At 73.8% G+C, this 19,044-nt stretch carries 23 protein-coding genes; 13 read left to right on the plus strand and 10 right to left on the minus strand.

Annotated elements, in window-relative coordinates; genetic code table 11:
- Window positions 1-29 precede the first annotated feature (29 nt).
- From E4U91_RS10540 to E4U91_RS10550, 3 genes are read right to left on the minus strand one after another with little or no spacing between them, the layout of a single operon-like run.
- Window positions 30-1,100, minus strand: coding sequence for a prenyltransferase/squalene oxidase repeat-containing protein (locus tag E4U91_RS10540; protein ID WP_137306610.1), 1,071 nt, complete (start codon window positions 1,098-1,100; stop codon window positions 30-32).
- Entirely contained in the window at window positions 1,097-1,909 is an 813-nt protein-coding gene (locus E4U91_RS10545; RefSeq protein ID WP_137306611.1) for a class I SAM-dependent methyltransferase, read from the minus strand. The genes E4U91_RS10540 and E4U91_RS10545 overlap by 4 nt, the downstream gene beginning before the upstream one ends.
- A complete protein-coding gene (locus E4U91_RS10550) occupies window positions 1,903-3,276 on the minus strand; it encodes a glycosyltransferase family 4 protein (RefSeq protein ID WP_137306612.1) in 1,374 nt (457 codons plus the stop codon). The genes E4U91_RS10545 and E4U91_RS10550 overlap by 7 nt, the downstream gene beginning before the upstream one ends.
- A gap of 218 nt (window positions 3,277-3,494) precedes the next feature.
- Here E4U91_RS10550 and E4U91_RS10555 point away from each other — a divergent pair, with 218 nt between their 5' ends.
- Window positions 3,495-4,133, plus strand: a complete 639-nt coding sequence (locus E4U91_RS10555; protein ID WP_137306613.1) for a TetR family transcriptional regulator — start codon at window positions 3,495-3,497, stop codon at window positions 4,131-4,133.
- 3 nt (window positions 4,134-4,136) lie between these two features.
- Window positions 4,137-4,478: a hypothetical protein gene (locus E4U91_RS10560; RefSeq protein WP_137306614.1), complete on the plus strand. Its 342-nt coding sequence runs from the start codon at window positions 4,137-4,139 to the stop codon at window positions 4,476-4,478.
- 27 nt (window positions 4,479-4,505) lie between these two features.
- Here E4U91_RS10560 and E4U91_RS10565 read toward each other — a convergent pair whose 3' ends face one another.
- On the minus strand, window positions 4,506-5,198 hold the full coding sequence (locus tag E4U91_RS10565) for a phosphotransferase (protein WP_137306615.1): 693 nt from the start codon (window positions 5,196-5,198) through the stop codon (window positions 4,506-4,508).
- A 332-nt stretch (window positions 5,199-5,530) separates the two neighbouring features.
- Between E4U91_RS10565 and E4U91_RS10570 the strand changes: the two genes are divergently transcribed.
- The 7 genes from E4U91_RS10570 (at window position 5,531) to E4U91_RS10600 (ending at window position 12,498) form a co-directional block, all read left to right on the plus strand.
- Complete coding sequence (locus E4U91_RS10570; RefSeq protein ID WP_137306616.1) at window positions 5,531-6,751, plus strand: prenyltransferase/squalene oxidase repeat-containing protein; 1,221 nt, start codon at window positions 5,531-5,533, stop codon at window positions 6,749-6,751.
- Window positions 6,748-7,395: an SCO2322 family protein gene (locus E4U91_RS10575; protein WP_137306617.1), complete on the plus strand. Its 648-nt coding sequence runs from the start codon at window positions 6,748-6,750 to the stop codon at window positions 7,393-7,395. The genes E4U91_RS10570 and E4U91_RS10575 overlap by 4 nt, the downstream gene beginning before the upstream one ends.
- The gene (locus tag E4U91_RS10580) at window positions 7,388-8,512 is read left to right on the plus strand and encodes an energy-coupling factor transporter transmembrane component T (protein ID WP_137306618.1); all 1,125 of its coding nucleotides are present in this window, start codon (window positions 7,388-7,390) and stop codon (window positions 8,510-8,512) included. The genes E4U91_RS10575 and E4U91_RS10580 overlap by 8 nt, the downstream gene beginning before the upstream one ends.
- Window positions 8,509-10,188, plus strand: a complete 1,680-nt coding sequence (locus E4U91_RS10585; RefSeq protein WP_137306619.1) for an ABC transporter ATP-binding protein — start codon at window positions 8,509-8,511, stop codon at window positions 10,186-10,188. The genes E4U91_RS10580 and E4U91_RS10585 overlap by 4 nt, the downstream gene beginning before the upstream one ends.
- The gene (locus E4U91_RS10590; protein WP_137306620.1) at window positions 10,185-11,009 is read left to right on the plus strand and encodes an ECF transporter S component; all 825 of its coding nucleotides are present in this window, start codon (window positions 10,185-10,187) and stop codon (window positions 11,007-11,009) included. Before E4U91_RS10585 ends, E4U91_RS10590 begins: the two co-directional genes overlap by 4 nt.
- Before the next feature lie 259 nt (window positions 11,010-11,268).
- Window positions 11,269-11,694, plus strand: coding sequence for an aggregation-promoting factor C-terminal-like domain-containing protein (locus E4U91_RS10595; protein WP_137306621.1), 426 nt, complete (start codon window positions 11,269-11,271; stop codon window positions 11,692-11,694).
- A gap of 96 nt (window positions 11,695-11,790) precedes the next feature.
- A complete protein-coding gene (locus tag E4U91_RS10600) occupies window positions 11,791-12,498 on the plus strand; it encodes a YoaK family protein (RefSeq protein ID WP_137306622.1) in 708 nt (235 codons plus the stop codon).
- Window position 12,499: 1 nt separating this feature from the next.
- Here E4U91_RS10600 and E4U91_RS10605 read toward each other — a convergent pair whose 3' ends face one another.
- The gene (locus E4U91_RS10605) at window positions 12,500-12,709 is read right to left on the minus strand and encodes a DUF397 domain-containing protein (protein WP_137306623.1); all 210 of its coding nucleotides are present in this window, start codon (window positions 12,707-12,709) and stop codon (window positions 12,500-12,502) included.
- Complete coding sequence (locus E4U91_RS10610) at window positions 12,669-13,517, minus strand: helix-turn-helix domain-containing protein (RefSeq protein WP_137306624.1); 849 nt, start codon at window positions 13,515-13,517, stop codon at window positions 12,669-12,671. The genes E4U91_RS10605 and E4U91_RS10610 overlap by 41 nt, the downstream gene beginning before the upstream one ends.
- 81 nt (window positions 13,518-13,598) lie before the next feature.
- Between E4U91_RS10610 and E4U91_RS10615 the strand changes: the two genes are divergently transcribed.
- Entirely contained in the window at window positions 13,599-14,021 is a 423-nt protein-coding gene (locus tag E4U91_RS10615; RefSeq protein WP_137306625.1) for an ATP-binding protein, read from the plus strand.
- Window positions 14,022-14,130: 109 nt separating this feature from the next.
- Window positions 14,131-15,333, plus strand: a complete 1,203-nt coding sequence (locus E4U91_RS10620; protein WP_137306626.1) for an acyltransferase family protein — start codon at window positions 14,131-14,133, stop codon at window positions 15,331-15,333.
- Here E4U91_RS10620 and E4U91_RS10625 read toward each other — a convergent pair.
- Window positions 15,274-15,729 carry a MarR family winged helix-turn-helix transcriptional regulator gene (locus E4U91_RS10625; RefSeq protein WP_241678548.1) on the minus strand — a complete coding sequence of 152 codons (456 nt, stop codon included), beginning with the start codon at window positions 15,727-15,729 and terminating at the stop codon, window positions 15,274-15,276. The genes E4U91_RS10620 and E4U91_RS10625 overlap by 60 nt on opposite strands.
- A gap of 108 nt (window positions 15,730-15,837) precedes the next feature.
- Between E4U91_RS10625 and E4U91_RS10630 the strand changes: the two genes are divergently transcribed.
- Window positions 15,838-16,740, plus strand: a complete 903-nt coding sequence (locus tag E4U91_RS10630; protein ID WP_137306628.1) for an alpha/beta hydrolase — start codon at window positions 15,838-15,840, stop codon at window positions 16,738-16,740.
- Here E4U91_RS10630 and E4U91_RS10635 read toward each other — a convergent pair.
- Window positions 16,724-17,176, minus strand: a complete 453-nt coding sequence (locus tag E4U91_RS10635; RefSeq protein ID WP_137306629.1) for a VOC family protein — start codon at window positions 17,174-17,176, stop codon at window positions 16,724-16,726. The two genes, E4U91_RS10630 and E4U91_RS10635, sit on opposite strands and share 17 nt — an antisense overlap.
- Before the next feature lie 99 nt (window positions 17,177-17,275).
- Between E4U91_RS10635 and E4U91_RS10640 the strand changes: the two genes are divergently transcribed.
- Window positions 17,276-18,244 carry a helix-turn-helix transcriptional regulator gene (locus E4U91_RS10640; protein WP_137306630.1) on the plus strand — a complete coding sequence of 323 codons (969 nt, stop codon included), beginning with the start codon at window positions 17,276-17,278 and terminating at the stop codon, window positions 18,242-18,244.
- Window positions 18,245-18,484: 240 nt separating this feature from the next.
- On the opposite strand, the gene E4U91_RS38050 is transcribed toward E4U91_RS10640, so the two are convergent.
- Both E4U91_RS38050 and E4U91_RS10645 read right to left on the minus strand, forming a co-directional pair.
- Complete coding sequence (locus E4U91_RS38050) at window positions 18,485-18,622, minus strand: hypothetical protein (RefSeq protein ID WP_168218097.1); 138 nt, start codon at window positions 18,620-18,622, stop codon at window positions 18,485-18,487.
- A gap of 177 nt (window positions 18,623-18,799) precedes the next feature.
- Window positions 18,800-19,027, minus strand: a complete 228-nt coding sequence (locus E4U91_RS10645; RefSeq protein ID WP_137306631.1) for a hypothetical protein — start codon at window positions 19,025-19,027, stop codon at window positions 18,800-18,802.
- Window positions 19,028-19,044 lie beyond the last annotated feature (17 nt).

Consider the following 19,044-nt stretch of genomic DNA (forward strand, 5'->3'; position numbering starts at 1 on the left):
CCACCGGCCCACCGGGCGCCGCCGACCCGTCAGCCGCAGCAGTCCGGGTCCAGGCCCCTCGGCAGCTGCTCCCCGCCGAACACCGCGCAGGTCGCCTCGTGACCGCCGAGCGCGGCGACGGCGAGGAGCAGCGAGCCGGCCGTCCAGGTCGTCAGCTCGCGCGGCCAGACGGCCCCGTCCTCGAAGACGTACCCGGTCCAGTACAGGCCCGATTCCGCATCGCGCAGGTGCTGGATCGACTGCAGGATCTCCAGCGCGCGGTCGGACTCGCCCATCGCCCACAGGGTGAGCGCGAGTTCGGCCGACTCGCCGCCGGTCACCCACGGGTTGGGCACCACGCAGCGCACACCGAGGCCGGGCACCACGAAGCGGTCCCAGCCGTCCTCCACGCGGGACTTGGCCTCCGCGCCGGTCAGCGCGCCGCCGAGGACCGGGTAGTACCAGTCCATCGAGTAGCGGTCCTTGTCCAGGAACCGCTCGGGGTGCCGGCGGATCGCGTGGCGCAAGGCCCCGGCGGCCAACTCCCAGTCCGGTTGGGGCTCCTCGCGCTGCTCGGCGACGGCGAGCGCGCACCGCAGCGCGTGGTGCACGGAGGAGCTGCCGGTCAGCAGGGCGTCCGCGGTGGGCGTGCCGTCGTCGTCGCGGCGCCAGCCGATCTGCCCGCCCGGCTGCTGCAGGCGCAGTACGAACTCGGTCGCCGCGTACACGGTCGGCCACATCCGGTCCAGGAACGTGTCGTCGCCGGTGGACAGGTAGTGGTGCCACACGCCGACCGCCGGGTAGGCGACGAAGTTGGTCTCCCGGCCCCGGTCGGTGACGTCGTCGTGCGCGCCGTCCGCGTAGGCCGCGTACCAGGAGCCGTCCTCGTTCTGGTGGCGGGCCAGCCAGTCGTACGCCCGCTCGGCGGCGGCGTGTTCACCCGCCGCGTCCAGCGCCATCGCGGCCTCGGTGTGGTCCCACGGGTCGAGGTGGTGGCCCCGGAACCAGGGGATCGCGCCGTCCTCGCGCTGCACGGCGAGGATGCCGCGCACGGTCTCGGCCGCCTGCTCCTCGGTGAGGACCCCGGGCAGGACCAGGTGTTCCGTGCGGGGAGTGGTCACCGCGCGGCCGCCTCGGCGGCGTCGGCCGTGTGGGCCGCGTCGGCCTTGTGGTCCGTGTCAGCCGTGCCGGCAGTGCCAGCCGTGTCGAGGCGCGGCAGGTGCGGCTTGGTGGCGTAGGCCACGAAGCTCTTGCCGATCAGCGGGTTCAGGGCCTGCTCGGCGACCCGGGTGGCCAGCGGTTTCTTCATGATGTCCCAGACCAGCAGCTTGTGGTAGGCGCGCACCGGGAGCGCCTTGTCGTTGTCGACGCCGAACGCGCACTTCAGCCACCAGTACGGCGAGTGCAGCGCGTGGGCGTGGTGCGTGCCGTACGGCTTCAGGCCGGCGCCGCGCATCTTGGCGAGCAGCTCCTCGGCCCGGTAGATGCGGATGTGGCCGCCCTCGACCTCGTGGTAGGCGTCGGACAGCGCCCAGCAGACCTTCTCGGGGCCGTAGCGCGGGACGGTGACGGCGATGCGGCCGCCGGGCTTGAGCACCCGGACCATCTCGGCGAGGACGCCCTTGTCGTCGGGGATGTGCTCCATCACCTCGGAGATGATGACGACGTCGAACGACTCGTCGGGGAACGGCAGCGCGAGCGCGTCGCCCTCCATGGCGGTGGCGGTGGCCCCCTCGGGCGCCTCGCCGGCCTCCTTCATCGCCGCGAACCACTTGGCGACCTCGCGGATCTCCTCGCCGTTCTGGTCCAGCGCCACGACCCGCGCCCCGCGCCGGTAGCACTCGAACGCGTGCCGGCCGGCACCGCAGCCGAGGTCCAGGACGCGGTCGCCCGGGGCGAGCGGGAACCGGGAGAAGTCGACGGTCAGCACGTGGCCCTGCTTTCGGGATCGGATACGGCAACAGCTTCGGTGGCGGTCCGGGCGGCGGGGTCCGACGACGGGCGGGCCATCGCCTCGCGGTAGTGGGCCACCGTGCCCTCGGCCGCGCGCGCCCAGGTGAAGTGCTTCAGGACCCGCTCCCGCCCGGCCGCGCCGAGCCGCGCGCGCAGCCCCGGGTCGCCGAGCAGCCGGCTCAGTCCGGCGGCCAGCGCGCCCGCGTCGCCGGGCGGCACCGCGAGGCAGGTCTCCCCGTCGGGTCCTGCCACCTCGGGGATGGCTCCGCCGGTCGTGGCGACCAGCGGGGTCCCGGTGGCCATGGCCTCCGCGGCCGGCAGCGAGAACCCCTCGTAGAGCGAGGGCACGCACGCGACCTCGGCCGAGCGCACCAGGTCGACCAGTTCGGCGTCCGAGATGCCCTTGACGAACTCGACGGCGCCCTCGACGCCGTAGCGCTCGACGGCCTGCGCGACCGGGCCCCCGGTGGGCCGCTTGCCGACGACCACGAGGTGGGCGCCGGGGTGTTCGGTGCGGACCTTCGCCAGCGCCTCGACGAGGTACACCAGGCCCTTGAGCGGCACGTCGGCGCTGGACGTCGTCACGATGCGCCCCGGCACCACGGGCACCGACGGGTCGGGCGAGAACAGGTCGGTGTCGGCGCCGATGTGCACGACGTGGACGCGGTCGCGCCGTACCCCGAGGTGGTCGACGATCTCCTGGCGGGAGGTCCCGGAGACGGTCAGCACGGACGGCAGGCGGCGCGCGACGCGCTTCTGCATGCGGGTGAAGGCGTACCAGCGGCGCACCGAGCACCGCCGCTTCCAGCCCTCGGCGGCGTCCAGTTCGAGCTGACGGTCGACGGTGATGGGGTGGTGGATCGTGGTGACGAGCGGGGCGCCGACGTCGCCGAGCAGGCCGTAGCCGAGCGTCTGGTTGTCGTGCACGACGTCGAACTCGCCGCGCCGGGCCCGCAGGTGGCGCCGGGCACGCAGGGAGAAGGTGAGCGGCTCGGGGAAGCCTCCGGTCCACATGGTGGCGACTTCCAGCGCGTCGACCCAGTCGCGGTACTCGTCGCGGCCGGGGGTGCGGAAGGGGTCCGGCTGGCGGTACAGGTCGAGGCTGGGCAGCTCGGTCAGGGACAGTCCGTCGTAACCCTCGTCCAGGACCGGGTACGGCTGGGAGCCGATGACCTCGACGCGGTGGCCGAGGCGGGCCAGCTCGCGGGAGAGGTGCCGTACGTAGACGCCCTGTCCCCCGCAGAACGGGTTCCCTTTGTAGGTGAGGAGCGCGATGGTGAGCGGCAGTTCGCCGTTCACGACAAGGTCCCGCCGGGACCGGGCCCGACTGGCCTCTGCGGTCACTCTGGGCCCCCTTCTGCCTGCACTGTCCCGCGAGACTACGACGGGACGTTAATCTAGAACAAGTTTCAGACTTGATCGTTCGGGAGGCTCTGAATCTACCGGCCGGTAAGGGCGTTGTGAGCAGTGGATCAGGTGATTCACGCCACGGCCGCGGAGCGCCGCGGGCCCTGCCATGCTGTGTGACCGCCACTCCTCACCGACTGTCACGGACGGGACCGATGCCCGCGGAAGCCACAGCGGACCCCAGCGCCGCACGCCCCGCCTCCCCCTCGCTCACCGAGCGTCAGGAGGCCCGCCGCCGACGCATCCTGCAGGCGAGCGCGCGGCTGGCCGGCCGGGGCGGGTTCGACGCCGTGCAGATGCGGGAGGTCGCGGAGTGCTCCCAGGTCGCCCTGGGCACGCTCTACCGGTACTTCCCCTCCAAGGTCCACCTGCTGGTGGCGACGATGCAGGACCAGCTGGAGCACCTGCACGCCACGCTGCGCCGCAGGCCCCCGGCGGGCGACACCGCGTCCGCCCGCGTCGCCGAGACCCTGATGCGCGCCTTCCGCGCCCTCCAGCGCGAACCGCACCTGGCCGACGCCATGGTGCGCGCCCTGACCTTCGCGGACCGCAGCGTCAGCCCCGAGGTGGACCAGGTCTCCCGCCAGACCACGGCGATCATCCTGGACGCCATGGGCACCCCCGACCCGACCCCCGGCCAGCTCGCCGCGGTCCGCGTCATCGAGCACACCTGGCACTCGGCCCTCATCACCTGGCTCTCCGGCCGCGCCTCCATCGCCCAGGTCCGCACCGACATAGAAACGGCCTGCCGCCTGATCGACCGCACGGACCCCGAACCCGGTGGTGCTCACTGAGGCATGGGCATCGACCTGGAGCTGCACTCGGCGCGGCCGGTCCGCAAGGACTGGCGCCGGTCCCGGGCGACCCTCATGGCCGCTTCCCACGAGTACGGCGAGGTGCTGGCCGAGGCGCTCACCTCGCTCCGGAACAGCGGCGTCCCGGGGCGGCTCACCGCCGTCGACCCGTACGGGGACACCTTGATGAACGAGCAGGAGGCCGGGGCCGCCCTGCGGGAGATCGACGACCTGAAGCGGCGCTGTGACGACGACCGCGGGCGGGACGCGCTGGACGAGCTCGCCGTGATGCTCCGCGCGTGCGCGGCCACGCCCGGCAGTTACCTGTGGTTCATCGGTGACTGACGCGGGCGGCGGGTGGGGGACGCCCCGCTAGCCCGTCCGCAGGAAGCTCCGCACCAACTCCCCCGCCGCCCCCAGCAGTTCCACTTCCTCCGCGCTCATCGTCGGGTTCGCCGCCCTGCGTCGGAGTGCCTCCGTCAGTGCCGGCTCCGTCAGGAGCGACGGGTCGGTCAGGAGCGCGGCGAGCATCGGGCGGGCCGGGGCCGCCAGGGGGTGGGGGGAGACCGCGACCTGGGCGAGGATCACCGCGGACGTGGACCAGTCCAGGGCCGGGTCGCCCTCCTCGGCGTTGGTCCAGTCGATGACCCGGGGGCCGTCGGCGGTGAGGACGACGTTGTCGGGGTGCAGGTCGAGGTGGAGGACGCGGGTGCCGGGGCCCTCCCGGCCGGGTACGGCGTGCAGGGCGCGCAGCAGGTCGGCCAGCGTGCGCCCGGCCTCCTCGGGGCCCAGGGTCCCGGCCACGCACGCGTGCAGCATGGTCGGCCCGTCCAGCCGCTCCATCACCAGGTCGGTGCGCGAGCCGGACGGCCGCACGGCCGGCACCGGGTAGCCGTGCCGCCGCAGGTGCGCCATCACCGCGCCCTCGGCCGCCGCGTCGCCGTACCCCTGCCGGTCCCGGCGCAGCACCCAGCCGTCGTCGAGGGCGTACACGTCGGCCGTGCGTCCGGAGCCGAGCAGCGGGCCCGGCGTCCCGCCCCGGGCAGCCTCCCCCATCGTCGCCATGCGCAGAACATACCGGCGCCCCGTCCCCCGCGGCCCGCCCTCGGCCCGCCCCCGTCCCCCGCGGCCCGCCCTCGGCCCCCCGGTTACGGGCCGGTACAGTGACCGGGTCGTCATCACACCCGTACGAGGGGAAGCCGGTGCAAAACCGGCGCTGACCCGCAACCGTGAGCCGTCCGCCGGGCGGTGAGCCGGACTGCCTCGTCCGGGACGTGACCGGCTCACGCGCGTCGGCCCCGCCGGGGCACGCCACGCACCGTCGAGGTCTACGGAGCCGAGCCGCCCGGGGTGTCCCGTGCTGCCCGGCTCCCCCTAGGGAGAGGCACCCGCCGATCATGAACGTCCGCCGCTGCGCCGCGGCCCTGGCCGCCGCCGCCGTGATCGGCGCCGCCACGCCCGCCCTGGCCGCGACCCCCTCGCCCACGCCGTCGGTGGCGATACCCGCCGGCCTGTACGGCACGGCCGACCCGACGTACGACGGGGTGTGGCGCCAGTCGCTCGCCCTGCTCGCGCAGGACACGGCCGGGGTCGTCCCGGCCGACCGGGCGGTCGCCTGGCTGACCGGCCAGCAGTGCGCCGACGGCGCCTTCGCGGCCTTCCGCGCCGACCCCGCCAAGCCGTGCGACGCCAAGTTGATGGTGGACACCAACAGCACGGCCGCCGCCGTCCAGGCCCTCACCGCGCTGGGCGGCCACGCCGCCGCGACGGGCAAGGCCGTCACCTGGCTGAAGTCCGTGCAGAACGCGGACGGCGGCTGGGGCTACAACCCCGGTGGCGCCAGCGACGCCAACTCCACCGCCGTCGTGACCGGCGCCCTCGTCGCGGCGGGCGAGCGCCCCGAGCAGGTCGTCAAGGGCGGCAAGTCCCCGTACGACGCCCTGCTGACCTTCGCCCTCCCCTGCACCGGCGACGGCGCGGGCGCCTTCGCCTACCAGCCGGACAAGCAGGGCAAGCTGACGGCCAACGCCGACGCCACGGCCGCCGCCGTCCTCGGCGCGCTGGGGCAGCCGCTGAACGCCTCCGCCGGGAAGGCGACCGCGAAGGCCTCCGGCTGTGCGGCGCCCGCCACTCCCGAGCAGGCCGCGCGCAACGGCGCCCGGTACCTCGGCGCCGCCCTGGCCAAGGACCACCACCTCGTCTCCGCCCTCCCCGGCGCCGAGAACCAGCCCGACTACGGCAACACCGCCGACGCGGTCGTCGCCCTCGCCGCGGCCGGTCACGCCGACGAGGCCACGGCCGCCGTGCGCTGGCTGGAGGCCAACGCGCCGCGGTGGGCCGCGCAGAGCGGACCCGCGGCCTACGCCCAGCTGGTCCTCGCCGCCCACGCCACGGGCACCGACCCGCGCGCCTTCGGCTCCACCGACCTGGTCCGGCTCCTGAACGCGACCGGCCCGGCACCGCAGAAGGCGGCGACGCCGAAGCCGGAGGCGTCCGACACCTCCGACGACGACGGCAGTTCCACCGCCCTGTGGGTCACCGTCGGCGCGGTCGTCCTCGTGGTCCTCGTCGCCGCGGCCCTCTTCCTGGCCCGCGCCCGCCGGCGGCAGCAGCCGTGACCCGCCGCGCGACGACGCTCCTGCTCACCGGGGTGCTCACCGCCCTGCTGAGCGCCCTCGCGGTGGCCCCGGCCGGGGCCACCGGCTACCGCTACTGGTCGTTCTGGGAGCGCACCGGCGGCGGCTGGGCCTACGCCACCCAGGGCCCGGCCACGTCCCGCCCCGCCGACGGCTCGGTGCAGGGCTTCCGCTTCGCGGTGAGCGAGGACTCGGCCGACGCGAGCCGGCCGCGCGGCACGGCCTCCTTCGCGGAGGTCTGCGCCGGGACGCCGGCCCGGGCGGGCAGCAAGCGCGTCGCGCTGGTCATCGACTTCGGCACCGCCGCCGACGCCCCCGGGGGCGAGACCCCGCCCGCCGCCCGGACGGCCTGCGCGCGGGTCGCCGCCGACGCCAGCACCGCCGAGGCCCTGGCCGCGGTGGCCAAGCCCCTGCGCTACGACACCAACGCCCTGCTGTGCGCGATCGCCGACTACCCGGAGCGCGGGTGCGGCGAGCAGGTGTCGGGCACGTCGAAGAAGCCGGCGGCAGCCCCCGGGAAGGACGAGGACGACGGGCCCCGGCTGGGCTGGTACGCGGGCGCGGCCGCGGTGGCGGCCCTGGCGGCGGCGGCCGTGTGGCAGTCCCGCAGAAACCGGCATGGCTGACCGTCCGTCCGACCGGCACCGCCGTTCCGCGCACCCCGGCGGGCCGGTCCACCCCGCGGCCTGGTGGCTGTGGTCGCTGTCCCTCGGGACCGCGGCCACCCGCACCACCAACCCGCTCCTCCTCGCCCTGCTCATCGCCACGTCCGCCTACGTGGTGCAGGCGTCCCGCCCCCACACCCCCTGGTCCCGCTCGTACTCCGCGTTCGTCAAGCTCGCCGTCACCGTGCTCCTCGTGCGGCTGGTGTTCGCCGTCGCCCTCGGCTCCCCGATCCCCGGCACGCACACCCTGGTCACCCTGCCCGAAGTCCCGCTCCCCCACTGGGCGCAGGGCATCCGCATCGGCGGCGACCTCACCGCGGAGGCCCTGGTCTTCGCCCTCTACGACGGCCTGAAGCTCGCCACGCTGCTCGTCTGCGTGGGCGCCGCGAACGCCCTCGCGAGCCCCACCCGCCTGCTGAAGACCCTGCCCGGCGCGCTGTACGAGACGGGCGTGGCCGTGGTCGTGGCGCTGACCTTCGCCCCGCACCTGATCGCCGACGTCCACCGCCTGCGCGCCGCCCGCCGGTTGCGGGGCCGCCCGGACCGGGGCCTGCGCGGGCTGCTCCAGGTCGGACTGCCGGTCCTGGAGGGCGCGCTGGAACGCTCGGTCGCCCTCGCGGCGGCCATGGACGCGCGCGGCTACGGCCGCACCGCCGACCTGCCCGCCGCGCTGCGCCGTACGACGACCGCGCTCACCCTCGGCGGTCTGCTCGGGGTGTGCGCGGGAACGTACGGGCTGCTCACCGCCGAGGGCGGCACGTACGGCGTGCCGGTGCTGCTCGCGGGGGTCGCGGCGGCCCTCGCGGGCCTGTGGCTGGGCGGCCGCAGGTCCCCGCGCACCCGCTACCGTCCCGACACCTGGAACGCCCGGTCCTGCCTGGTCGCCGCCTCGGGCATCGCGGTCGCCGCGCTGCTGACCGCCGCCGCGGCCACCGATCCGGCGGCCCTGCACCCGGGCGTGGTCCCGCTGGTGGCGCCCGTCCTGCCCCTGTGGCCGGCGGCGGCCGTCCTGCTGGGCCTCCTGCCGGCCTTCCTGGCCCCCGCACCACGCGCACCTGACGAGGAGCAGCCGTCGTGATCCGCTTCGAGAACGTCTCGGTGACCTACGACGGCGCCGCCGATCCCACCGTCCGCGGAGTTGACTTCACGATCCCCGAGGGCGAACTCGTCCTGCTCGCCGGGCCGTCCGGCGTCGGCAAGTCCACCCTGCTCGGCACGGTGAGCGGGCTGGTCCCGCACTTCACCGGCGGCACCCTGCGCGGCCGGGTCACGGTGGACGGCCGCGACACCCGCACCCACAAGCCGCGCGAACTCGCCGACGTGGTGGGCACGGTGGGCCAGGACCCGCTGTCGCACTTCGTGACGGACACGGTCGAGGAGGAACTGGCCTACGGCATGGAGTCGTTGGGCCTGGCCCCGGCGGTGATGCGGCGCCGGGTCGAGGAGACCCTGGACCTGCTCGGCCTCGCCGACCTGCGTGACCGTCCGATCGCCACGCTGTCCGGCGGGCAGCAGCAGCGCGTGGCGATCGGCTCGGTGCTCACCCCGCACCCGCGGGTCCTGGTCCTCGACGAGCCGACGTCCGCCCTGGACCCGGCCGCGGCCGAGGAGGTCCTGGCCGTCCTGCTGCGCCTGGTCCACGACCTCGGTACGACGGTCCTGCTGGCCGAGCACCGCCTGGAACGCGTCCTGCAGTACGCCGACCAGGTCGCCCTGCTGCCCGCGCCGGGCGCGGCCCCGGTCCTCGGCGCCCCGGCCGACCTCATGGCCGTGTCGCCGGTGTACCCGCCGGTGGTCGACCTGGGCCGGCTGGCCGGCTGGTCCCCGCTGCCGCTGACGGTCCGCGACGCCCGCCGCCGCGCGGGCGCCCTGCGGGAGCGCCTGGCGGACCGCACGCCTCCCGCCGGGCGGGACGCCGCCGTGGTGCCGGTCCCGCTGCCGCGTCCGCCCGCCGCCCGCCGGTGGCGCCGCCGCACAGCCGACACGGCCACCGGCGCCCCCGCAGCCGTCGCAGAGGTCCGGTCGCTCGCCGTGCGGCGCGGCCGCGTGCAGGCGCTGCGGCACGTCGACCTCACCGTCGTCCCCGGCGAGACGGTCGCGCTGATGGGGCGCAACGGCGCCGGGAAGTCGACGCTGCTCGGCACGCTCGTCGGGCTGGTGGAGCCGTCCGCCGGGACGGTCCGGGCCGGCGGCGCGGTCCCGCACCGCACCGCGCCCCAGGAGCTGGTCCGCCGCGTCGGCCTGGTCCCGCAGGAGCCCCGGGACCTGCTGTACGCCGACACGGTGGCCGCCGAGTGCGCCGCCGCCGACCGGGACGCGGGCGCGGAGCCGGGCACCTGCCGGGCCCTGGTGTCCGAACTGCTGCCCGGCATCGCGGACGACGTCCACCCGCGCGACCTGTCGGAGGGCCAGCGGCTGACGCTGGCGCTCGCGGTGGTGCTGACCGCGCGCCCGCCGCTGCTGCTCCTGGACGAGCCGACCCGGGGCCTGGACTACGCGGCGAAGGCCCGCCTGGTCACCGTGCTGCGGGAGCTGGCGTCGGCGGGGCACGCGATCGTGCTGGCCACCCACGACGTGGAGCTGGCCGCCGAGCTGGCCCACCGGGTGGTGCTGCTCGCGGAGGGCGAGGTGATCGCGGACGGGCCGACGCCGGAGGTGGTGGTGTCGTCCCCGTCGTACGCGCCGCAGGTGACGAAGGTACTGGCGCCGCAGCCCTGGCTCACGGTCGCCCAGGTGCGAAAGGCGCTGCGATGACCCGGGCCGTCCGTCTCGGCCCGCGGTCCGTGGCGGCGCTGGCGCTGGTCAGCGGGGTCGGGGTGGCCGCGTTCGGCTGGCCGTTCGTCGCGCCGCCGGCCTCCGCCGTGGCCGCGCACGCCCAGGACGCGCCGTGGCTGTTCGCGGGGCTGCTGGTGCTGCTGGTCGCGGTGGTCGCGGCGACCATCTCGGAGTCGGGGCTCGGCCCGAAGGCGGTGGCCATGCTCGGCGTGCTGGCGGCGACGGGTGCGGCGCTGCGGCCGATCGGGGCGGGCACGGCGGGCATCGAGCCGATGTTCTTCCTGATGGTGCTGAGCGGCCGCTGTCTGGGGCCGGGCTTCGGGTTCGTGCTGGGCTCGGTGACGATGTTCGCGTCGGCGCTGCTCACGGGCGGGGTGGGCCCCTGGATGCCGTTCCAGATGCTGGCGATGGGCTGGTTCACGATGGGCGCGGGCCTGCTGCCGGGCCCGGACCGGCTGCGCGGCCGGGCGGAGCTGGCGCTGCTGGCCGGGTACGGCTTCCTGGCGGCCTTCGCCTACGGCACGATCATGAACCTGGCGGGCTGGCCCTTCATGGGTGCGCTGGCCTCGGGCATCGCCTTCGACCCGCAGGCGCCGGTGCCCGCGAACCTGGCCCGCTTCGTCGCCTACTGCGTGGCCACCTCGCTGGGCTGGGACCTGGGGCGGGCGGTGGTCACGGTGGTCCTGACGCTCACCCTCGGCCCGGCGGTGCTCAAGGCGCTGCGCCGGGCCACGCGGCGGGCCGCGTTCGAGACGCCGGTCACGTTCGAGGCCGTGGAGGACCCGCCGCAGGCCCGTTGAGCGGTGAAGCACCCCACATGACGCAGCTCACCCACTAAGCACGGTAGTGGGACAAATGGGATGCCATGGGCACACCAAAACCGCCTCTGACCTGCGCTTTGAGATCCAGCTCACAGCAATCGCGCCGACCCATGATGCGGCCACAACTAGTACAAGGGGTTCTTGCCAGGGCAATTCGGGCCTGTTTCTCTGGACCACGTCGCCACGGACCCCGCACCGGGTCCGGCGGCCTCCCCGTCCCCGAAGAAACAGGTTCTCCGTGTCCGTCTCCGTCATCCGCCGCGTCGTGTCGTCCCCCAAGAAGGTCCTCGGCACCGCCGCCGTCGCCGCCGCCACCGTCGGCATGGCGCTGACCGCGGCCCCCGCCCACGCGGCGACGGCCACCCCGGCCTCCGCCACGCAGGCCCAGGCGATCGCGCACAAGATGATCCCGGACGCCGCGCAGTTCAACGCCTTCTCGCACATCGTCCAGCACGAGAGCGGCTGGGACGTCGACGCCACCAACGCCTCCTCCGGCGCCTATGGCCTCGTCCAGGCCCTCCCCGGCTCCAAGATGGCGTCCGCCGGCTCCGACTGGAAGACCAACGCCGCCACCCAGATCAAGTGGGGCCTCGACTACATGAACTCCCGCTACGGCAGCCCCGTGGGCGCCTGGAACTTCTGGCAGGCCAACGGCTGGTACTGAGCCGCACCTCCCTCACCTCACAGCCGAACGGCGGTGACCCCACCCGGGGTCGCCGCCTTCGGCGTTCCCGGCCCGCCCACGTGGTCCACTGGGGCAGTGAGCGGCGACACCCCTGACACCCCCGGCCCCGACACCGGCTCCCGTGACCCCGAGGCACGCGGACTGCCGCTGGTGGTGGTGCTGCTGGCGCTGACCACCGTGAGCGGATTCATCGACGCCGTCAGCTACCTCGGCCTGCACCACGTCTTCACCGCCAACATGACCGGCAACGTGGTCGTCCTCGGCTTCGCCGCCGCGGGCGCGCCCGGCTTCTCGGTGTCGCACACCGCCGCCTCGCTGGCCTGCTTCCTGCTGGGCGCCGCGGTCGGCGGCCGGGTCGCCCGCCGGATCGGCGGCCGGGCCCGCCGCACCTGGACCCGGCTGGTCCTCGCCGCCGAGGCCCTGCTGGTGGGCGCCTCGGCGGCGGTCGCGTTCGCGGCGCCGCACGCCACGTGGATGACGTACACGGTCATCGCACTCACCGCACTCGCGATGGGCGCGCGCAACGCGACCGTCCGGAAGCTGGGCGTGGCCGACCTCACCACCACCGTCCTGACGATGACGCTGACCGGCCTCGCCTCCGACTCCCGGCTGGGCGGCGGCTCCGGCCACCGCTCCCCGCGCCGTACGGCGTCCGTGGTCGCCATGTTCGCGGGGGCGCTGATCGGCGCCTGGCTGGTGGTCCACCACGACCTGGGCGTCCCGCTGTTGATCGCCGCACTGCTGACGGGGGTCCTGGCCCTGACGTCGTCCGGCAGGGAGTGACTCAGACGGCGGCCGTGTCCCCGCTCCAGGCGACGAACTCCCGGAAGGCACCGGGCCGGAAGGACAGCACGGGCCCTGCGGGGTTCTTGGAATCCCGGACGGCGACGGCGGGGCAGGGGGTGGAGGCGATCTCGACGCAATCACCGCCCTGGTCACCGCTGTAGGTGGACTTACGCCACTGGATCACCGTCGTCAACGCGTTGCTCTCCATAGCGTTCCTCCATCACACGCCGGATCAACTCCGCCGAGCCCTTGAGGGAAAGAGCGGCGGCCCGGAGATGATCGTAACGGAGCGAACAGTCGCCGACCGTGTCCGGATTGGCTGTCGGGTGCCCGCTGCCGTACCCCTCGGTGTAGACGATGGTGGGATCCCCAGTGAAGCGGTAGAGGTTGAACGAGCCTTGTAAGCCCGCGTGTACACCTGCCTCGTAAGGCAACACCTGGACATTGATCCGGGAGTTGTACTCGAAGGCCAACAGGTGGGTCAGTTGCTCGCGCATGACCTCGCGCCCACCGATCTCCTGATGAAGGGCGGCCTCGCTGATCACCATCCAGAAGACCGGCGGTTCCTCCTTTTCGAAGATCCGCTGTCGGCCGAGCCGGACGGCGGTGCGGTCGTCGAGGTCGGTGTGGTCGAGGACGCTGAGCACGGCGCGCACGTAGGCCCTGGTCTGGAGGAGTCCGTGGACCATGTGCGTCTGGAAGGTGCAGATCTCCGTGGCCCGCGCCTCCAGTTCGGCGGTCTGCCGGAACCAGGCCGGGAGTTGGCTGCGCAGCACCAGGTCGACCAGCCGCGAGAACAACCCCCCGGTCCCCAGCGCCGCGTCCAGCCGTTCGCTGAATTCCGGGGTGGGCACCTTGCGGGCCGTCTCGATCTGGCCGACCAGCGACCCGGTGTAGTTGAGGATGTCGCCCAGCTGACGTTGGGTCAGCCCGGCGGCTTCGCGCAGGCGCCGCAGCTCGAACCCGTAGTAGTCGAGCGGGGAGGCGCCGGGATCAAGGACGTTGACGTGGGTCACGCGGGGCCCCTTCCGACCACGGAGGAACGCGTTGTATTCAAGTGGTAGCCGAGCGTAGTCACCGCGGGGCACTCTCGTACCGTGAACGGATACATTCCCCCGACGCCGGCGGCGCCGCGCCTGCCGCACTACCGCCTGACGCTGACGGTCGGCGACCACTCGCCGCGGCACCTGCGCAGGATCGCGCGGTCCCTGCTGGCGGAATGGGAGTTGGCGCACCTGACCGACACGGTGGAGCTGGCGCTGACGGAGCTGGTGACGAACGTGCACCGCCACGTGCCGGACCGCCGCTGCACGGTGCTGTTACTCCGGCAGCCGGCGGGGCTGCGGGTGGAGGCGACGGACGACGCACCGCCGTTGCCGCCGGTGGTGCTGACCGCGGACCCGGAGGTGGAGTCGGGCCGGGGGCTGCTCCTGCTGGAGTCGCTGGTGGACAAGTGGGGGGTGGCGCCGCAGCCCGGCGGCGGCAAGACGGTGTGGTGCGAGTGGGGCCACCCGAACTGACCCCGGGGGAACCGGCGGAAGGGCCGTCCGGGGGCCGGTGCTAGCCTCTCGCCGTCCTCCGGGCTCGCCCGGCGCACGTCTCCCCCTCCCGGCACCCGAAGGACCCGCCTTGACCCCGCCCCCGGCCCCCGGACGCGACCGGCTGCCCTCGCTGACCGGACTGCGCTTCTGGGCCGCCCTGCTGGTCGTGCTCTACCACCTGTCCCGTCAGGTCGGCACGGTCCCGTGGGTGAGCGAGGCGGTCTGGTACGGGCGGAGCGGTGTGACGTTCTTCTTCGTGCTGTCGGGCGTCGTCCTCGCCTGGACCTACGACGGAGCGGGCGTCCCGGCGCGGGTGTTCCTGCGGCGCCGGTTCGCCCGGATCTGGCCGCTGCTCGCGGTGAGCGTGGCGGCGTCGGTGGCCGTCTGGGCGTGGGTGGGCCGCCCGGTGTCGGCGGCTGCGGTGGCCGCGACGCTGCTGCTGGTGCACGCCTGGTCGCCCGACCCGGTCGTGTTCACGGGCGGCAACCCGGCGGCCTGGTCGCTGAGCGACGAGGCGTGGTTCTACCTGACGTTCCCGGCGCTGCTCGCGCTGTTCGCCGGGCGGCGCGCACGGGTGTGGGCGTGGACCGCGGCGGCCCTCACGGTGGCCGCCCTGGTGCTGTGGCCCGCGCTGTCCGGGCTGGACCCGACGACCCGGGCCTGGGCACTGGACTACCTGCCGCTGAGCCGTTCGCTGCAGTTCGTGCTGGGCGTCCTGGCGGGCCTCGCCCTGAAGCGGGGGTGGCGGCCCCGCATCGGCCTGTGGCCGGCCGTCGCCCTGGTCGTCGCCTGGCACCTGGTCCTGGTCCCCTGGCACCACGCGGTACCGGACGCCGTCTGGTACGGCCCCTACACCGCCTCGCAGTGGCTGTCGGCGCCCCTGTACGCGGCGCTGATCTGCGCGGCGGCCCGTGCCGACCTGGACGGCCGGCGCACCGGACTGACCGGCACCTGGATGATCCGTCTCGGTCACTGGTCGTTCGCCTGGTACCTGGTCCACGAGATCGTGATCCGGGCCGCCCTCCACCAGTGGGGCAAGCCGGCCCCGGGCCGGGACACGCTGCTCGCCTGGTCGGCCCTGCTGGCGGTCAGCCTCACCGCGGCGGCCCTCGCGTACGTCGGCGTGGAACGCCCCGCCGAACGCCGCCTGCGGGGCACGACACGTCGTGCGGGGACCCGGCCACGACCGCGTCCGTCGTCCGGGACGACGCCGTCCGCGGGTCCCGCCCCCTCAGCCCGGTCGGCCGTGGGAGCCGGCTTCGAGGGCCGCGCGCAGGGTGACCAGGACTGAGGCGACGCGCGCCAGGTCGTCGGGGGAGACCGCCGAGGTCAGCGAGAGGAGTGCACTCTCGACGACGGGACGGGAGGCGGCCAGCCGCTCCTCGCCCTCGGGCGTGAGGCGCAGGACGGACGAGCGGCGGTCCTGCGGGTGCGCGACCCGTTCGCACCACCCGGCCGCCACCAGCCGGTCGACCGCCTTGCTGACCGCCCCCACGGTGATCGCCAGCTCCCCGGCGATGTCGAGCACGCGGCACCCCGGCACGCGGTCGACGATCTCCAGGAACTCGAACTGACCGAGCCCGAGCCCCTGTTCCGCGCGCAGGCGGGCGCTCACCGCGTTGTACAGCCTGGTCTCGACACGGACGAGGTCGGTGAAGACGGGGGTGACGGGGGTGACGTGGGTCACGGCAAACTCCAATGGATTCCCAGGAATCATTTTCCTCGGAATCCGGTTGGGCTCGGACAGATGGATTCCTCGGAATCCATCCTCGCACCCCGACCCACGGAGGCCGACATGTCCCGACAGCAGCGTGACGCACTCGACGCCCTGCTCCGTTCCGCCCCGCGCAGCGAGACGCGGCCCACTCCCGAAGAGCAGCGCAGCGGCTTCGCCGCGGCCGTCGGCCGGCCCGCGACGGAGGGCGTGGTCACCCGCCGGACCGTCCTGGGCGGCCGGCCGGCCCTGGAGCTGGACCCGGCCGACGCCTCCGGTCGCGGCCGGATGCTCTACCTGCACGGCGGCGGATACGTCGTCGGCTCGCCGGACACCCATGCGGGGCTGGTGGGTGAACTGGCCCGCCGCGCCGGACTGCGGGCGGTGTCGGTGGACTACCGGACGGCGCCCGAGCACCCCTTCCCCGCGGCCGTCGACGACGGGCTCGCGGCCTATCGCGAGCTGCTGGCGGACACCGACCCGCGCGACCTCGTGCTGGCCGGTGACTCCGCCGGGGGCGGCCTGAGCATCGCCACCCTGCTCGCGGCCCGGGACACGGGACTGCCGCAGCCGGCCGCCGTGGTCCTCTTCTCCCCCTGGGTGGACCTCACCCTCACCGGCGGGAGCATCCGCGCCAAGAAGGACGCCGACCCGCTGTTCGTCGAAGCCGACCTGCGCGACTACGCCGACCTCTACCTCGGCACGACCGATCCGGCACACCCCCTGGCCAGCCCGCTGTTCGCCGACCTCGCCGGCCTGCCCCCGCTCCTCGTGCAGGTCGGGGCGAACGAGGTGCTGCTGGACGACGCGGTCCGGCTGGCCGGCCGGGCGGGCGCGGACGACGTCGAGGTCACGTTGGAGGTCGGGCCCGGCCTCCCCCACGTCTTCCAGCACCACTACGGCCGCCTCGACGAGGCGGACGCCGCACTCGACCGCGCCGCCCGCTTCCTCAGGACCCACCTGGGCCTCACGGCGCGACGCTGAAGCTCCAGGTGACACCGAAGCGGTCGGTGAGCATCCCGAAGCCCGCGCTCCACGCCGAGGCGGCCAGCGGCTCGACCACGGTCGCGCCGGGCGACAGTGCCTCCCAGTGGCTCCGGAGCTCCTCCAGGCTGTTCGACCCGACCGACACGAACAGCGCCTGGTCGGTGAGGGTGGTGTTGTTCTCGCGGCGGGTCGAACCGCCGCCGGCGAGGCCTCCCCCGGTCTGTCCGGGGACGTCGTACCCCATGACGCGGAAGCCGCCGTCCGAGGCGACGAGTCCGAAGACGACCTTGTCCGCACCGGGCACGTCGGCGGGCATGCCGAAGTCGGCGTAGGTGGTGATCACGAGGTGTCCGCCGAACACGGACCGGTAGAACTCCAGTGCCTGGCGGGCATCACCGCGGAAGTTGAGGTGGGTGGTGGTCTGGATGGTCATCGTCGCTCCTTCAAGGCGGGCGGCCCTGCTGGCCGGTGCCTCCACCCTCCCGCCCGTGTAGGTCAGTTCCTGTCCTGGACCTTCGCTAGCGTGCGAAACATGACGACGACCGCCCGGCTGCTGAACCTGCTCTCGCTGTTGCAGATGCGGCAGGAGTGGCCGGGATCGGCGCTGGCCTCCCGGCTGGACGTCAGCGACCGCACCGTGCGCCGGGACATCGAGCGGTTGCGGGAGATGGGGTACCGCATCCGGGCCACGATGGGGCCCGACGGCGGGTACCGGCTCGAGGCAGGCAGCGAGCTGCCGCCCCTCCTGTTCGACGACGACCAGACCGTCGCCGTGGCCTTTGCGCTCCAGGCGGCACCGGCCCTCGGCGCCGACATCGCGGAAGCCGCCGTCCGCGCCCTCGCCACCATCCGCCAGGTGGTGCCCGCACGACTGCGCCACCGCCTCGACGCGCTCGACGTCACGGCCGTCGGTCGCGGCGGAGACACCGTTCCCGTGGACGTGTCCCCGGACGTGCTGGTCACCCTCGCCGACGCGATCCGGGACAGGGAGGTCCTCCGCTTCGACTACGTGCCACGGGACCAAGGAGCCGCCGCCCCCGCCGGGCCGGCCCGCCGCGTGGAGCCGCACCACCTCGTCACCTCGTACGGCAGGTGGTACCTCGTCGGGTGGGACCTCGACGGCGACGACTGGCGGCTCTTCAGCGCGCGGCGCATCCGTCCGCGCATTCCCAACGGCCCCCGGTTCACCCCTCGCCCGATCCCCGGGGGCGACGTCGCCGGGTTCGTCTCCGCACGGTTCAAGGGCTCGGACACCGGCGCCTGGCCCTGCCGGGGAACGGTGCTCCTCCACCTGCCGGTACGGGAGGTCCTGCCGTTCGTCGGGGACGGCACCGCCGAGGCCGTCGACGACCACACGTGCACCCTCACCGCCGGCTCCTGGTCGTGGGGAGCGCTCGCGGCGTCGTTCGGCCGCTTCGAAGCGGCCATGGAGGTGATCGGCCCCCCGGAACTCGCCGAGGCGTTCACCGCCCTGGCCGCCCGGTACGCCGACGCCATCTAGAGGACCCGCGGTCGTCGACGGCGACCGCGCGGCTCCGGTGCTCACCCTGCCTGCCATTGCCGTCCCCGGAGTCCAGCGGCCTGCACAGTACCTCGTTCGCCTCACCTGCACCACCGGCGAGTCGAGCTGGTGAGACGGTCCTTTCTGCCAGGACATGTTTGCGAGGAGGTGGTCCAAGTGCTCTCGCACGGGCTGGCCTCGCTGCCCGTCTTCGCCCTCCGCGCCGCTAGCACCGGGCCATTAGTCGGCCATGAGGGTGTCGTAGCGGGGCCAGCCCACCGAGCGGAACACGTTGACAGGCGTGTGGTGCACGGTGTCGGGGGCGACGCCCGAGGGGGCGAAGACGCTGGTGGGTGACGGGCTGTGGACGTCGTGCACGAGGAGCTGGTGCCACGGCGGCTATCAGGCACCCTTCCAGGGCCGGTCCTGGCAACTTACCTCTACAGTCAGGCGTGACATGCAGATCTGCGGCGAAGTGCAGAACAATGCGCCACATTGGCATTGTCGAGGCTCGGTAAAAATGCAAATTCCATTTTTACCGAGCCTCGACAAGCACTACCTTACGACTCCTCCGTGCCCAAACTCAGCCACGAAGTCCTTCATCAGTTGGAGCATGTCCTCTTCCGTCCAGTATGGAGATCCAGCCCAAGGGCGATAGAGAGAAAGCCCTTCCGTCAGGAACTCGAACATCTCGGAATCAAGAAGATGCTCCAGAGCGAAACTCTCGATGGATGCCACGAACTCCATCGAACGATCGTCGCCCGATATGAATTTGCGGGCCATGGAGAGTAGTTCTTCTT

The sequence above is a fragment of the Streptomyces lasalocidi genome, assembly GCF_005280215.1.
In the GTDB taxonomy this organism is placed as follows: Bacteria; Actinomycetota; Actinomycetes; order Streptomycetales; family Streptomycetaceae; genus Streptomyces; species Streptomyces longwoodensis.